Origin of the sequence: Amycolatopsis sp. NBC_01480, assembly GCF_036227205.1 — a bacterium.
GTDB lineage: Bacteria > Actinomycetota > Actinomycetes > Mycobacteriales > Pseudonocardiaceae > Amycolatopsis.
In genome coordinates this window covers 6178391-6190854 of sequence record NZ_CP109442.1, presented here as the reverse complement: position 1 = coordinate 6190854, position 12464 = coordinate 6178391, and the positions used below count along the sequence as shown (strand labels likewise).

Annotated in this window: 14 protein-coding genes; 3 read left to right on the top strand and 11 right to left on the bottom strand. The window is 72.5% G+C overall.

Annotated elements, in window-relative coordinates; genetic code table 11:
- Window positions 1-5: 5 nt before the first annotated feature.
- The gene (locus OG371_RS29610) at window positions 6-1142 is read left to right on the top strand and encodes a glutamate--cysteine ligase (protein WP_329058618.1); all 1137 of its coding nucleotides are present in this window, start codon (window positions 6-8) and stop codon (window positions 1140-1142) included.
- A gap of 97 nt (window positions 1143-1239) precedes the next feature.
- Here OG371_RS29610 and OG371_RS29605 read toward each other — a convergent pair whose 3' ends face one another.
- The 7 genes from OG371_RS29605 to OG371_RS29575 are packed head-to-tail and all read right to left on the bottom strand — an operon-like array spanning window position 1240 to window position 6414.
- A complete protein-coding gene (locus OG371_RS29605; protein ID WP_329058616.1) occupies window positions 1240-2112 on the bottom strand; it encodes an NUDIX domain-containing protein in 873 nt (290 codons plus the stop codon).
- A 4-nt stretch (window positions 2113-2116) separates the two neighbouring features.
- Window positions 2117-3076, bottom strand: coding sequence for an ROK family protein (locus OG371_RS29600; protein ID WP_329073297.1), 960 nt, complete (start codon window positions 3074-3076; stop codon window positions 2117-2119).
- A gap of 15 nt (window positions 3077-3091) precedes the next feature.
- A complete protein-coding gene (locus OG371_RS29595; RefSeq protein WP_329058614.1) occupies window positions 3092-3532 on the bottom strand; it encodes a hypothetical protein in 441 nt (146 codons plus the stop codon).
- Window positions 3529-4707: an ArsA family ATPase gene (locus OG371_RS29590; RefSeq protein WP_329058612.1), complete on the bottom strand. Its 1179-nt coding sequence runs from the start codon at window positions 4705-4707 to the stop codon at window positions 3529-3531. The genes OG371_RS29595 and OG371_RS29590 overlap by 4 nt, the downstream gene beginning before the upstream one ends.
- Window positions 4708-4716: 9 nt before the next feature.
- A complete protein-coding gene (locus OG371_RS29585) occupies window positions 4717-5160 on the bottom strand; it encodes an SRPBCC family protein (protein ID WP_329058610.1) in 444 nt (147 codons plus the stop codon).
- 27 nt (window positions 5161-5187) lie between these two features.
- Window positions 5188-5982, bottom strand: a complete 795-nt coding sequence (locus tag OG371_RS29580) for a metallophosphoesterase family protein (RefSeq protein ID WP_329058608.1) — start codon at window positions 5980-5982, stop codon at window positions 5188-5190.
- A gap of 9 nt (window positions 5983-5991) precedes the next feature.
- Entirely contained in the window at window positions 5992-6414 is a 423-nt protein-coding gene (locus OG371_RS29575; RefSeq protein ID WP_329058606.1) for a polyketide cyclase / dehydrase and lipid transport, read from the bottom strand.
- Between the two features lie 112 nt (window positions 6415-6526).
- Here OG371_RS29575 and OG371_RS29570 point away from each other — a divergent pair, with 112 nt between their 5' ends.
- On the top strand, window positions 6527-8323 hold the full coding sequence (locus tag OG371_RS29570; protein ID WP_329058604.1) for an AMP-dependent synthetase/ligase: 1797 nt from the start codon (window positions 6527-6529) through the stop codon (window positions 8321-8323).
- 98 nt (window positions 8324-8421) lie between these two features.
- Here OG371_RS29570 and OG371_RS29565 read toward each other — a convergent pair whose 3' ends face one another.
- The 3 genes from OG371_RS29565 to OG371_RS29555 form a co-directional block, all read right to left on the bottom strand.
- The gene (locus tag OG371_RS29565) at window positions 8422-8910 is read right to left on the bottom strand and encodes a YbjQ family protein (RefSeq protein ID WP_329058602.1); all 489 of its coding nucleotides are present in this window, start codon (window positions 8908-8910) and stop codon (window positions 8422-8424) included.
- A gap of 40 nt (window positions 8911-8950) precedes the next feature.
- Window positions 8951-10057: an FAD-dependent oxidoreductase gene (locus OG371_RS29560; protein WP_329058600.1), complete on the bottom strand. Its 1107-nt coding sequence runs from the start codon at window positions 10055-10057 to the stop codon at window positions 8951-8953.
- 73 nt (window positions 10058-10130) lie between these two features.
- Window positions 10131-11378 carry an aminotransferase class I/II-fold pyridoxal phosphate-dependent enzyme gene (locus OG371_RS29555; RefSeq protein ID WP_329058598.1) on the bottom strand — a complete coding sequence of 416 codons (1248 nt, stop codon included), beginning with the start codon at window positions 11376-11378 and terminating at the stop codon, window positions 10131-10133.
- 70 nt (window positions 11379-11448) lie between these two features.
- On the opposite strand from OG371_RS29555, the gene OG371_RS29550 reads away from it, so the two are divergent.
- Window positions 11449-11931, top strand: a complete 483-nt coding sequence (locus OG371_RS29550) for a hypothetical protein (protein WP_329058597.1) — start codon at window positions 11449-11451, stop codon at window positions 11929-11931.
- Here the strand turns inward: OG371_RS29550 and OG371_RS29545 are convergent.
- Entirely contained in the window at window positions 11928-12422 is a 495-nt protein-coding gene (locus OG371_RS29545) for a hypothetical protein (RefSeq protein WP_329058595.1), read from the bottom strand. The genes OG371_RS29550 and OG371_RS29545 overlap by 4 nt on opposite strands.
- Window positions 12423-12464 lie beyond the last annotated feature (42 nt).

Sequence of the window (12464 nt, the reverse complement as noted above, 5' to 3'; positions counted from 1 at the left end):
CGGGCATGCGGATCGACTTCACCCCTTCACGCCGTTCGACCATCGGCGCGGAGTGGGAACTGGCGCTGGTGGACCGGCGCAGCGGCGAGCTGTCCTCGGTCGCCGAGCGGATCCTCGACCAGGTGCGCCCGGACGGCGCCGCCGAGCACCCGAAGATCAAACAGGAGCTGCTGCTCAACACCATCGAGGTGATCTCCGGCGTCTGCACCACGGTCGCCGAGCTGAAGGCCGACCTCACCGAATCGCTCGACGTGGTGCACAAGGTGACCGACCCGCTGGGCGTGGAGCTGTTCTCCGCCGGCACGCACCCGTTCTCCAACTGGTACCAGCAGAAAGTCACCGACAAGGAGCGGTACGCCAAGCTGATCGACCGCACCCAGTGGTGGGGCCGGCAGATGCTGATCTACGGCGTCCACGTGCACGTCGGCCTCGACCACCGCGACAAGGCGCTGCCCGTGCTCGACGCGATGCTGAACTACGCGCCGCACCTGCAGGCGCTCTCGGCGTCCTCGCCGTACTGGGGCGCGGAGGACACCGGGTACGCGTCCAACCGGGCGCTGATGTTCCAGCAGCTGCCGACGGCCGGGCTGCCGTTCCAGTTCGCCGAATGGAGCGAGCTGGAGCGGTACGTGGCCGACATGTTCACCACCGGCGTGATCGACCACTTCTCCGAGATCCGCTGGGACATCCGCCCGGCGCCGCACTTCGGCACGATCGAAATGCGCGTCTGCGACGGCCTGCCGACACTGGAGGAGGTCGGCGCCATCTCGGCGCTGACGCAGTGCCTGGTGGAGGACTTCAGCACCCGCCTGGACAACGGCGAGCGGCTGCCGACGCTGCCGCCGTGGCACGTCCAGGAGAACAAGTGGCGCGCCGCCCGCTACGGCATCGACGCGATCGTCATCCTCGACGCCGCCGGCCGCGAGCGCCTGGTCACCGACGACATCGCCGACCTGCTGGACCGCCTGGAGCCGGTGGCCCGCCGCCTCGACTGCGCGGCCGAACTGCGCGACGTCGAGACGATCCTGGCCTGCGGCCCGAGCTACCTGCGGCAACGGGCGGTGGCGAAGCAGTACAACGGCTCGCTCAAGGCAGTGGTCGCGTCGCTGGTCGCCGAGATGCGGGACGGCATCGCCCGCTGAGCCGGGCAAGTCCGTCAAGGACTCCTTGCCCGCGTAGGACGCGGTTAAGGCCTCCTTACCGGCGTAGAACGCGGTTAAGGAGGCCTTACCGGAGCCTTCAGCCGTCGAGGTGGCGCAGCAGCGTGCCCGGCCCCATCACCGAAGCGCCGAGGTCCGTGACGCGGCCGCGCAGCTCACGATCGGCCGTCACCACCACCACGTGGTCGTCCGGGCGGGTGCGGGCCGACGCGGTGACCTCGACGATCTTCGAGTCGCCGTCGGTCTCGGCGGAGACGACCTGCACGCCGGGCACCGGCTCGACGCCGCGGGCCTGCCCCTCGACGACGAGCACCACCCGCGGCCACCACGTCCACTCCGGCCCGGCGCCGATCCCCGCGACCGCGTCCGGGATCCCCGACTCGGCCGGTTTCACCAGCCGGTCGCGCAGCCGCTCGGCCGCGCCGCGGCGGTCACGCCACCAGCCGTCCGGGCGCGAGCCGACCACGTTCGCGCCGTCCACCACCAGCACCAGCTCCCGGCCGATCTGTGCGCGCAGCAGTGGCCAAGACCCGGCGAAATCCCTGTGCAGCGGCAAATCCGCGACGGCGTCGGGCTCGACCCAGCGGACCTCCGCGCTCTCCTGGTTCGCCACGCGCGCGTCGAGCGAGCTGTGGGCGACGCCGAGCACTGTGGTGTAGCGCCAGACTTCGTGGTCCAGCACCGAAGCCGACAACGCGCGGAAGTCCGACTTCGCCACGTCCGCCTCTTCCCACGCCTCGCGGGCGGCCGCGTCGCGCACGGTCTCGCCCACTTCCAGCGCGCCGCCGGGCAGGGCCCAGGTGCCGCCGTTGTGCACCCACCAGGCCCGTCGTTGCAGCAGCACGCCGCGCGCGGGATCCGAAAGCAGGAGCCCGGCCGCGCCGAACGCGCCCCAGTGCAGCCGGCCGCAGGTGGTGCACCGCACGAAGCGGTTGGCGGTCCTCGGCGTCACGCCTTCAGCCTGTCACACCGACTTCGGCTCCGGGAGCCTTCGCGGCGTCGACGGCCAGCGCCGCGGCGCCGACGATCGCCGTGTCGTCACCGAGGTGCGCGGTGCGGATGCGGGCCAGCGGACGGTAGCGGGCGCCGGTGATCGCCCCGGCGTAATGCTCGCGGGCCTCGTCGAGGAACAGCGGCGCGGACTCCGACACCCCGCCGCCGATCACGATGATCTCCGGGTCGAACACGTCCGCCACCAGCGCCAGGCCCTCGCCGAGCCACTTGGCCAGCTCGGCCATCGCCCGCAGCGCGATCGGGTCGCCGTCGCGCGCGGCGCCGGCCACCCGGCGGCCGGTGACCGAGCCCGGGTCGCCGGCGATCTCGCGGGACAGCACCGTCGAGCGGCCGGGGTAGCGCGCGAGCAGCTCGACGGCCGTGGCGGCCAGCGCCGTGCCGCTGCAGTAGCGCTCCCAGCAGCCGTACTTGCCGCACGGGCAGGCCCGCCCGCCGGGCACCATGGTCAGGTGGCCCAGTTCGGGCGCGACGCCGTACGCGCCGCGGTAGATCTCGCCGTTGAGCAGCAGGCCGGCGCCGATGCCGGTGCCCAGCGCGACCAGCGCCGCCACCTGCGCGCCGCGCGCGGCGCCGAACCGGTGCTCGCCGACGACGGCCGAGTTCACGTCGTGCTCCAGCGTCACCGGCAGGCCCACGCGCTTGGAGATCCGGTCGGCCACCGGCGCGTCGCGCCAGGCCAGGTGCGGCGCGAACATCACCGAACGGCGGTCCCGCGTCACGAACCCGGCCACGGCCAGCCCGACGGCCGCGACGTCGTGCCGGTTGCGCAGGTCCTCGACGACGCCCGCGATGGCGTCCTCGAGCGCGTTCTCCTCGCTCGGCGTCCCGACGCGGGCGGTGTCCAGCAGCGAACCCCGCTCGTCCACGACGCCGGCGCGCACACTCGTGCCCCCGACGTCCACCCCTATCGTCAGCACTCAGCTCTCCTGCTCCGGCCGCCAGTCTTCCCGCTTGAGGACGGCGATGTGCTGCACCCGCGATCCCTCCGCGGGCGCCTCGGACGCCGCCGCCGGCCGCGGCGCGGGCCGGAAGCCCGGCATGTGCACGCCCTCGTCCGGCTCCCACCGGTCGGCGAGCACCGCCCGCAGCAACGCCACCAGCTGGGCCAGCTGTTCCAGCACCCGGGCGGCGAACTCCGGCCGCTCACCTTGCACGACGGCGACGATGGCACACAGCGGGCACCAGCCGCACGTCGAACCGCCCTCGGCCCCCGCTTCGTGGGACTCGTCACCGCCGTGCCCGGCCGAGATCACCCCGTCCAGCCACGGCGCGGCCCGCTCCACCAGCATCTCGGTCAGCAGGCGGATCTCCTCGGCCAGCCGCAGGCCTTCGGCGCCGTGCTCGTCCTCGTCGCTCACCCGGGTCCCCGGTTCCCGGCCAGGCTGACCACCAGGCCGTCGGCGTCGGATTCCGCGCCGGTGATCCGGCACGGCCGCAGCGGCCCGGGCAGGGCGATCAGCCTGCGGAAGCCGTCCACGGTGATCGCCAGGTCGTCGTCGACGCGGGCGAGGTCCACGTCCGCGTCCCGCTCCAGCGGGATCGCGACGCGCAGGCGGAAGCCGTCCTCGGACGGGCTCACCTGGAGCAACGGGGTGACGGGCTTTCCGTTGCCCGCCAACGGGTCCTGCCCGTGGTACAGCTCCTCGGCCAGCTCCGCCAGCGCCCGCGCGCCCACCGGCTCGCTCGCCCGGTGCTCGACGCGCGCCAGCTCGCGCGGCCCGAAGCCCGCGGCCGCCAGCTCGGCCAGCACCGCGTCCTGCTGGGTCCGCCGGGTGCGCAGCCAGGCGGCCGCCGAACCGCGCCAGAAGCCGGGCGCGGGCATCAGCCGGTTCGCGATCAGGCCGTCCACGGCGATGCCGCGCAGCGCCAGCGCGCTGAGCGTGCGGCGCGCCTCGGCGACCACCACCCGCTCGGGCGTGAGCACCAGCCGCACCGTGGTCACGGCCGGGTCGGTGAGCAGCGCGCGCAGCGACTCCAGGTGGGCGCCGAGCCGGCCCACCGAGTCCACCACGCGGCCGCGCCGGCCCGCCTTCCAGCCGTACATCCGCTTCAGGTACCCCGAAACGGCTTCGGGCAACGCGAGCAGCCGCAGCGTTTCGGCGGTCGGGCCGCAGTCGACCACCACCGTGTCCCACGGGCCGTGCTCGGCGAGCCGCTGCACCTCAGTGAGCGCGAGCAGCTCGTCGACGCCCGGCAGCACGGTCAGCTCCTCGGCGTCCAGCGCATCGAGGCCGACGCCGGCCAGCGTCGAGCGCAGCTGCCCGCGCAGGTCGTCCCAGGTCCGGTCGGCCAGCGAGCGGGAATCGACCTGCACCGCGGACAGCCGGTTCGCCACCGCGGCGGTGCCGGGCGCGACGTCCACTTCGGACGGCTCCGCGCCGAGCGGGCGGCCGAACGCGTCGCCGAGCGAGTGCGCCGGGTCGGTGGAGACGACGAGCGTCTTCCTGCCGCGGCCGGCCAGCGCGGTGGCGGTGGCCGCGGCGAGCGTGGTCTTCCCGACACCCCCCTTGCCGGTGAACAGCAGGATCCGCATGCGCTCGCCCTATTCCCCGCCTTCGGCCCGCTTCTTGAGTTCCTTCAGCGCGGTGTCCATGACCATCTTCTCCGCCTTGCGGCGCAGCAGCCCGATCATCGGCAGCGCCAGCTCCACCGAGAGCGTGTACGTGACCTTCGTGCGCCCGCCGGCCAAGGCCTCCAGCGCGTACCGGCCGTTCTGCGCCTTCTGCATCTGGCCCTTGACCAGGTGCCAGCTGACGCCGAGGCCGGTGGCGTCCCAGTCGTACTCGAGCGTGTAGACGTCCTTGATCGGGCCGGCGTCCAGGGTGAGCTTCACCTGCTTCGCGCGCCCGGCTTCGTCGGTGCCCAGCACCTCGGTCTCACGGACGGCCTTCGCCCACTCGGGGTAGGCGGGGAAGTCGGCGATCACCGCCAGCACCCGGGCGGGCTCGGCGTCGACCTCGATGGACTGCGTGGACTGCTCGGCCATGGGACGAAGCGTAGCCGGAGAGCGTCTTCACCAGCGCAGCACGTAGGGCTGCCCGGTCTCCTTGAAGTGACCGACGTTACGGCACTCGGTGTGCCCGAGCCGCCGCCGCGCGGCCAGCGGCTGGTGCACGTGGCCGAACACCGACCACCGCGGCCGCTGCTCGCGGATCAGCTCCAGCAGCGCCTTCGAGCCCAGCTCGGCGCGGCGCGCGACCACGTCGTAGGTCAGGTCGGCCACCGCCGGCGGGATGTGCGTGCAGAGCACGTCGACGTTCTCGAGCTTCGCCACGGACTCGTCGAACTCCTCGCGGGCCCGCAGGTAGGGCCGCCAGGCCGCGCCCTTGCGGGGCCGCGGCACCACGCCCTCGGGCAGCACCGCGCCGCCGACGAAGCCGAACCGCAGGCCGCCGATGGTGGTCACCTCACCGTCGAGCACCTCGACGCCGGAGCCGGTGAACTCGGGCCACAGCGCGGGTGCGTCAACGTTGCCAGGGGTGGCGTATGTGGGCGCGGTCATCGAGGCGAACAGGGTGGCGTACTGGCTGCGCACCGCCTCGTCGACGGCCGCGGCCGGGTCGTCCAGGGTGGCCCAGAGCGTGCGGGAGTACGCCACGGTCTCGTCCCGGCTGCCCTCCCGGCGCAGCCGCGCGAACTCGCCGACCCGCTCCGCGCCGAACAGGGCGCCCATGATGCCCTTGTCGTGCTCGCGGTAGTCGACGAAGTCGAGCAGGTCGCCCAGCACGACCAGCGCGTCCGCCCCTTCACCGGCCCGCTTCAGCGCGTCGGCGTTGCCGTGCACGTCCGAAACGACGTGAACCCGCACAAGACCCTCCTAGTCCTCGGGCTGCAGCCACTGTGGCGGGATCCCGGGCTCGCGCCCGTCCTCGAGGACGTCCTTGAGCCCCAGCGTGAGCTCCTTCGCCGCGCGGGCGCGGCGGTCGAACTCACGGCGCAGCTCGCGCGGGCTCAGCTCGCGCGGCGCGCCGCCGGGGCCGGTGGGCGTCGCGCGCAGGAAGTAGTGCAGCACGGTGCCGTCGAGCACGGGTTCCAGCCAGACCTCCATCGTACCGACGAGCGCGCCGGTCACGGTCCAGCGCAGGCCCTTGTCGCCGCGGTCGGTGTAGACCTCGAGCGAGAGGTCCGGCCAGTACCGCCGCCAGGCGGCCGGGTCGGCGAACGCCGCGGCGACGGTGCTCGGCGGCACCACGATGAAGGTCTCGTCCACGAGGTCCAGTGCAGGTGGTCCGGGGTTCACAGGCGCAGAATGTCATGACCTCGTCCGGCGGGCCGCCGCGGCGTGGTCTTAAGGTCTACGGCAAGCTAAGTTGACCGGCGGGTAACCGCACGCGTCGAACACGGAGGTCCACGTGCGCGAATACAGCGCCCCCGCCGGGAAGCCGGTGACCGACGACGAGAACCTGGCGGATGTCGTCTGGGCTAACGCCGAGCGGTTCTCCGACGTCGTCAGCTTCCGCAGGCAGGTCGACGGCAGCTGGCTCGACGTGACGGCGAAGGACTTCGCCGACCAGGTCGCCGCGGTCGCGAAGGGCCTCGCCGGGGCCGGCGTCGGGCACGGCGACCGCGTCGCCCTGATGTCGAAGACCCGCTACGAGTGGACCCTGATCGACTTCGCGATCTGGGCCGCCGGCGCGGTCACTGTCCCGATCTACGAGACGTCCTCGCCCGAGCAGGTGCAGTGGATCCTCTCGGACTCGGCCGCGAAGGCCGTGATCGTGGAGACCGACGAGCACCGCGGCGCCGTCGACCAGGTCCGCGACCGGCTGACCGCGCTGGAGCTGACCTGGCAGGTCGAGGGCGGCTCGCCCGCGATCGACGAGCTGACCGCGCTGGGCGCCGAGATCTCCGACGAGGACCTGCACTCCCGGCGGCGCGCGGTGTCCGCGGGCGAGCTGGCCACGATCGTCTACACCTCCGGCACCACCGGCCGGCCCAAGGGCGTCGAGCTGACGCACCGCAACCTGCTGACCGAGATCCGGGCCGACATCGAGGCCTTCCCGGAGCTGATGGAGCAGGGCAACTCGCTGCTGTGCTTCCTGCCGCTGGCGCACATCCTGGCCCGCGCGATCGCCGTCACCGCGCTCTCGGCCCGGGTCACGCTGGGGCACACCCCGGACGTCAAGAACCTGGTCCCCGACCTGGGCACCTTCCGCCCGACGTTCGTGGTCGCCGTGCCGCGGGTGTTCGAGAAGGTCTACAACTCCGCGAAGCAGAAGGCGCACAGCGAAGGCAAGGGCAAGATCTTCGACGCGGCGGAGGCCGTCGCGGTCGCGTACAGCGAGGCCCTGGACGGTGCCGGCGCCGGGTTCGGCCTGCGCGCCAAGCACCTGGTGTTCGACAAGCTGGTCTACAGCAAGCTCCGCGCGGCGCTCGGCGGCCGCTGCGTCGCGGCGGTGTCCGGCGGCGCCCCGCTCGGCGCGCGGCTGGCGCACTTCTTCCGCGGCATCGGCGTGCCGGTGTTCGAGGGCTACGGCCTGACCGAGACCTCGGCGGCGGCGAACGTGAACACCAAGACCGCGTTCCGCGTCGGCACCGTCGGCAAGCCGGTGGCCGGCAACTCGGTCCGCATCGCCGACGACGGCGAGATCCTGGTCAAGGGCGGGGTCGTGTTCGGCGCGTACCACAACAACGCCGAGGCTTCCGCCGAATCGCTCACCGACGGCTGGTTCCACACCGGCGACCTCGGCGAGCTGGACGCCGACGGCTTCCTGAAGATCACCGGACGCAAGAAGGAGATCATCGTCACCGCCGGCGGCAAGAACGTGGCGCCGTCCGGGCTGGAGGACACGATCAAGGCCTCGCCGCTGATCAGCCAGGCCATGGTGGTGGGCGACCAGCGGCCGTTCATCGGCGCGCTGGTGACCGTGGACGAGGAGTACTTCCCGTCCTGGAAGACCCAGCACGGCAAGCCCGCGCAGGCCACCGTCGCCGACCTGGCCACGGACGAGGACCTGCTCAAGGAGATCCAGGCCGCGGTCGACGAGGCCAACCGGCAGGTCTCGCACGCCGAGGCGATCAAGAAGTTCACCGTGCTGGCCAAGGACTTCACCGAGGCGGGCGGCGAGATCACGCCGAGCATGAAGCTCAAGCGCAACGTGGTGAGCAAGAACTACGCCGGCGACATCGAAGCGCTGTACCGGAAGTAGTCCGTTTCACGCCGATGGCCCCCTGGTTCGCTTGAAGCACCCCAATGTGGCGTTCGGTGCGTTGAACGCACCGAACGCCACATTGGGGCGCTAAGGGCTCAGCCCTGCTGGAAGTTCTGCGGCGGCTGGAACTGCTGCTGCTGTTGCGGCTGTCCCTGCTGCGGAGGCTGCTGCTGCGGCGGCTGGCCCGGCTGGTGCTGACCCTGCTGCTGGCCGGCCGGGGGCTGCTGCCCGCCTTCGGGGACGACGTACACGGCGGTGCCGTACGCGGCGATCTCGCTGGCCGTCTGGGCGATCTCGTTGCAGTCGAAGCGCAGCGCGAGCACCGCGTTCGCGCCGTGCTGCATGGCTTCCTGCGAAAGGCGGTGCAGCGCCTCGTAACGCGAGTCCGAAAGCAGCTTCGAAAGGCCCTTCAGCTCACCGCCCGCCATCGACTTGAAGCCGGCGCCGATGTTGGAGAACATGTTGCGGCTGCGCACGGTCAGCCCGAAAACCTCGCCGAACACGCGAACCACGCGGTAGCCGGGCAGATCGTTCATAGTGGACAGCAGGATCGGGAACTGCTGTGGGGGCGCGGGTTGTGTCATGGACGGATCGTAGCCAGAGCGCGCCCGCCGCACCGGCTAATCACGAGGTAATCCGCGCGTTCCAGTCGATGTGGTGGTGGTACAGCCAGCCGGGCTCCTCGCCGACGTCCTCGCCCGCGCTCGCGGCCACCAGCTTTTCCACGCGGGTGCGGCGCAATCGCTCGTACGAGGCGAAGGCCGAGGGCGCGTCCGGCTGGTCCCGCAGGCAGAGCGCGAGCACCACGCTGTCCTCCAGCGCCATCGAGGCGCCCTGCCCGGCCGAGGGGGACGCCGCGTGGGCCGCGTCGCCGACCAGCACCATCCGCCCGGTGGACCAGAGCCGGGTGGTGGGCACGTCGTAGGAGTGGCCGCCGAAGACCTCGTCGCCGGTGGCCGCGATGATGTCCGCGCAGGGCAACGGATCGCCGTCGAACTTCTCGCGCGCGAACTCGCGCCACTGCGCCGGGGTCACCGCCGTGATCTCGGCGCGGGGCCGCTCGGCGTCGTCGATGCGGGCGAACCAGAAGGTCGCTCCGTCCGGCGCCGTGGTGTAGCCGAAACCGGCCCGGCTGCCGCGGATCATCCGGTAAATGCCCGGGGCGGCGGGAAAACCGCCGGCGCGGGTGTAGCCGTAGACGACGGTGAGGCCGGTGAAGCGCGGCCGGTCGGCGTCCGGGTCGATCTGGGTGCGGACCACCGAGTGCAGGCCGTCCGCGCCGATCAGCACGTCACCGGATTCGGTGGTGCCGTCGTCGAAGGTGGCGACCACCCCGTCCGGGCCGGCTTCGGCCGAGACCAGCCGGCGCCCGTGCGTCACGGAGATGCCGCGGCGGCTCGCTTCCTCTTGCAGCACACGGTAGAACGTGGCGCGGGTGAGCGTGCGCGGGCCGGCCAGCCCGACGTCGTCGAAGTCGCGGGTGCTCACCGTTGTGCCGTCGGGCCCGACGATTTCGACGCCCAGGGCGGCGAACGACGCGTCGACCACCGGGCCGTCGGCCTCGATCGCGCGCAGGGCGTCCATGCCGTTGTGCATCACGGTGAGGAACGCGCCCGCGTCCGCTCCGCCGGACGGGTAGGCCTCGAAGACCACGGCCTCGTGGCCCGCGCGGCGCAGGGCCATCGCCGTGACCGTGCCCGAGATGCCGCCGCCGGCGACGAGAACCCGCATCAACCCAACCCCCCGAGGAGAAATCCGTGCCGCCGCCGACCCTACCGAAACGGCGGCGGCCCGGATTCCCTGCTCAGGCGCGCTCGGCGACCGCGAGCCGCAGGCAGACCACCAGGCCGCGGACGGCCTCTTCCAGCTCCGCGACCTCGGGGAACGAGGGCGCGATGCGGATCGTCGCGTCGGCCGGGTCGTCGCCGTACGGGTGGGTGGCGCCGGCCGGGGTCAGCGCGACGCCGGCTTCCTTGGCCAGCCGCACGATCTCCTTGGCGGTGCCCTCGGGCGCGGTCAGCGTGATGAAGTAGCCGCCGGCCGGGCGGGTCCAGCTCGCCAGGCCCGAGTCGCCCAGCTCCTCGGTCAGGATGCGGTCCACGGCGGCGAACTTCGGCGCCAGGATCGCCGCGTGCTCGCGCATGTGGGCGCGGACCCCGTCGGCGTCCTTGAGGAACAGCGCGTGCCGCAGCTGGTTCACCTTGTCCGGGCCGATGGTGCGCTTGGCGGCCAGGCCGGACCACCAGGCGATGTTGGCCGGCGACGCGCCGAAGAAGCCGACGCCGGACCCGGCGAAGGTGATCTTCGAGGTGGAGCCGAAGACGAACACGCGGTCCGCGTTGCCCGCCTCGGCGCACAGCGCGAGCACGTCGGCCAGCGCCGGCTCGTCCTCGGTGAGGTGGTGCACGGCGTAGGCGTTGTCCCAGAAGATCCGGAAGTCCGGCGCCGCGGTGGTCATGGTGGACAGCCGGCGCACGGTGTCGTCGGAGTAGGTGGCCCCGGTCGGGTTCGAGTACTTCGGCACGCACCAGATGCCCTTGATGCCGGCGTCCTCGGCGACCAGGCGCTCGACCACGTCCAGGTCCGGGCCGGCCTCGGTCATCGGCACCTGGATCAGCTCGATGCCGAACCGCTGGGCCAGGTGGAAGTGCCGGTCGTAGCCCGGGACCGGGCAGAGCATCGCGATCCGCGGCTCGTCGGCCCAGCGGCGCTCGCCGCCCGGCAGCACGCTGAGCAGGGACTGCACCACGGCGTCGTGCATCAGCTCGAGGCTCGAGTTGCCCACGGCGAGCAGCTGGTCCACCGGCACCTGCAGCGCTTCGGCGAACGCGCGGCGCAGCTCCGGCAGGCCCTTGGCGCCGCCGCCGTAGTTGCGCGTGTCCGTGCCGTCTTCGGCCTTGTACTGGCCGTTCGGCAGCGTCAGCAGGTCCGCGGAGAGCTCGAGCTGCCGGGGGGACGGCTTGCCGCGGGTGATGTCCAGGGAGAGGCCGCGGTCGACGAGCGCCGCGTAGTCTCGGCGGGCGGTGTCGACGTCGACGGGAGCAGTGGTCATGGACACCACGCTAAACCGCGCGTCACTATCATTTCCGATGACCCCCTGTCCAGGGTCTAGCGTGGGGCGCGTGCGTCTAGTGGTTCATGCCGACCAGCGTCAGTTCTCGGTGCGCGACCGCTCGGCCTGGCGGCCGGGTGACGGCGGGTGGACGAGTGAAGCGGTGTCCTCCCACCGGATCGCGGTGGAGCCGTTCTCCCTGGCCGTGGCCACGGCGCGGTCCGACCTGGTCGACGCGGAGGTCTCGGTCCACCCCGTGAAGCCCGCCGTTCCGGACGACGCCGAGCACGCGGTCGAGGCCGATCTGGACGTCCGCGGCGGCACCCTCACCGTCGCCGGCCCCTCGGACTACCCGAGCCAGGAGCACCACCTGCCGGTCGAGCCCGGGCGCTACCGGGTGCGGGTGTCCTATGTGGAGAGTGGCCCGCCGGACGCGGAGTGGAACGACTTCGAGTACGGCGCGCACTTCCGCTATGTCCTCGACCTCTGGCCGTCCGCGGGCCCGGCGCCGGTGGTCGTGGTGCGCCAAGGCGCCGGGGTCTGGGACGGCTAGAGCGCGTCGAGGCCGGTGATCTTCCACTGCCCGTCGGTTCGATGGGCTGTGACGGCGAGCTGCGCCACCGTCGACTGCGGCGCCCCGCCGCCCGGGGTGATGGTCTGCTGGTCGAGGAAGAGCAGCAGCGAGGCGTCGTCGCCGTGCAGCGTGCGGACGCCGATGGACCGGATCGTGGTGGTACGGATCAGTTTCCCGGCCGCCGCGCGCTTGCCCGCCGCGGCGAACTGTGTGCGGTATTGGTCCACGGCGGCGCCGGTGAGCACGTCGGCGGCGGCGCGGGTGGTGCGGCCGAGATCGCCGTAGTCGTACGAGAACACGGCTTTCACGCCCGCGCTCACCTGGTCGCACAGCTCGGTGGTGGCCTGCTGGTCGACCAGCGCCGCGTTGTCCTCCGGCTGCAGGGCCGAGGCCTGCACGGCGAACCAGACCGCGCAGGCGAGCGCCACCACCGCGACGGCCGCGGCGATCGGCAGCGCCCGTCCCTTCACCAGCGCTCTGCCTTTCAGGAGCCCAGCGCCTTTCAGGAGCCC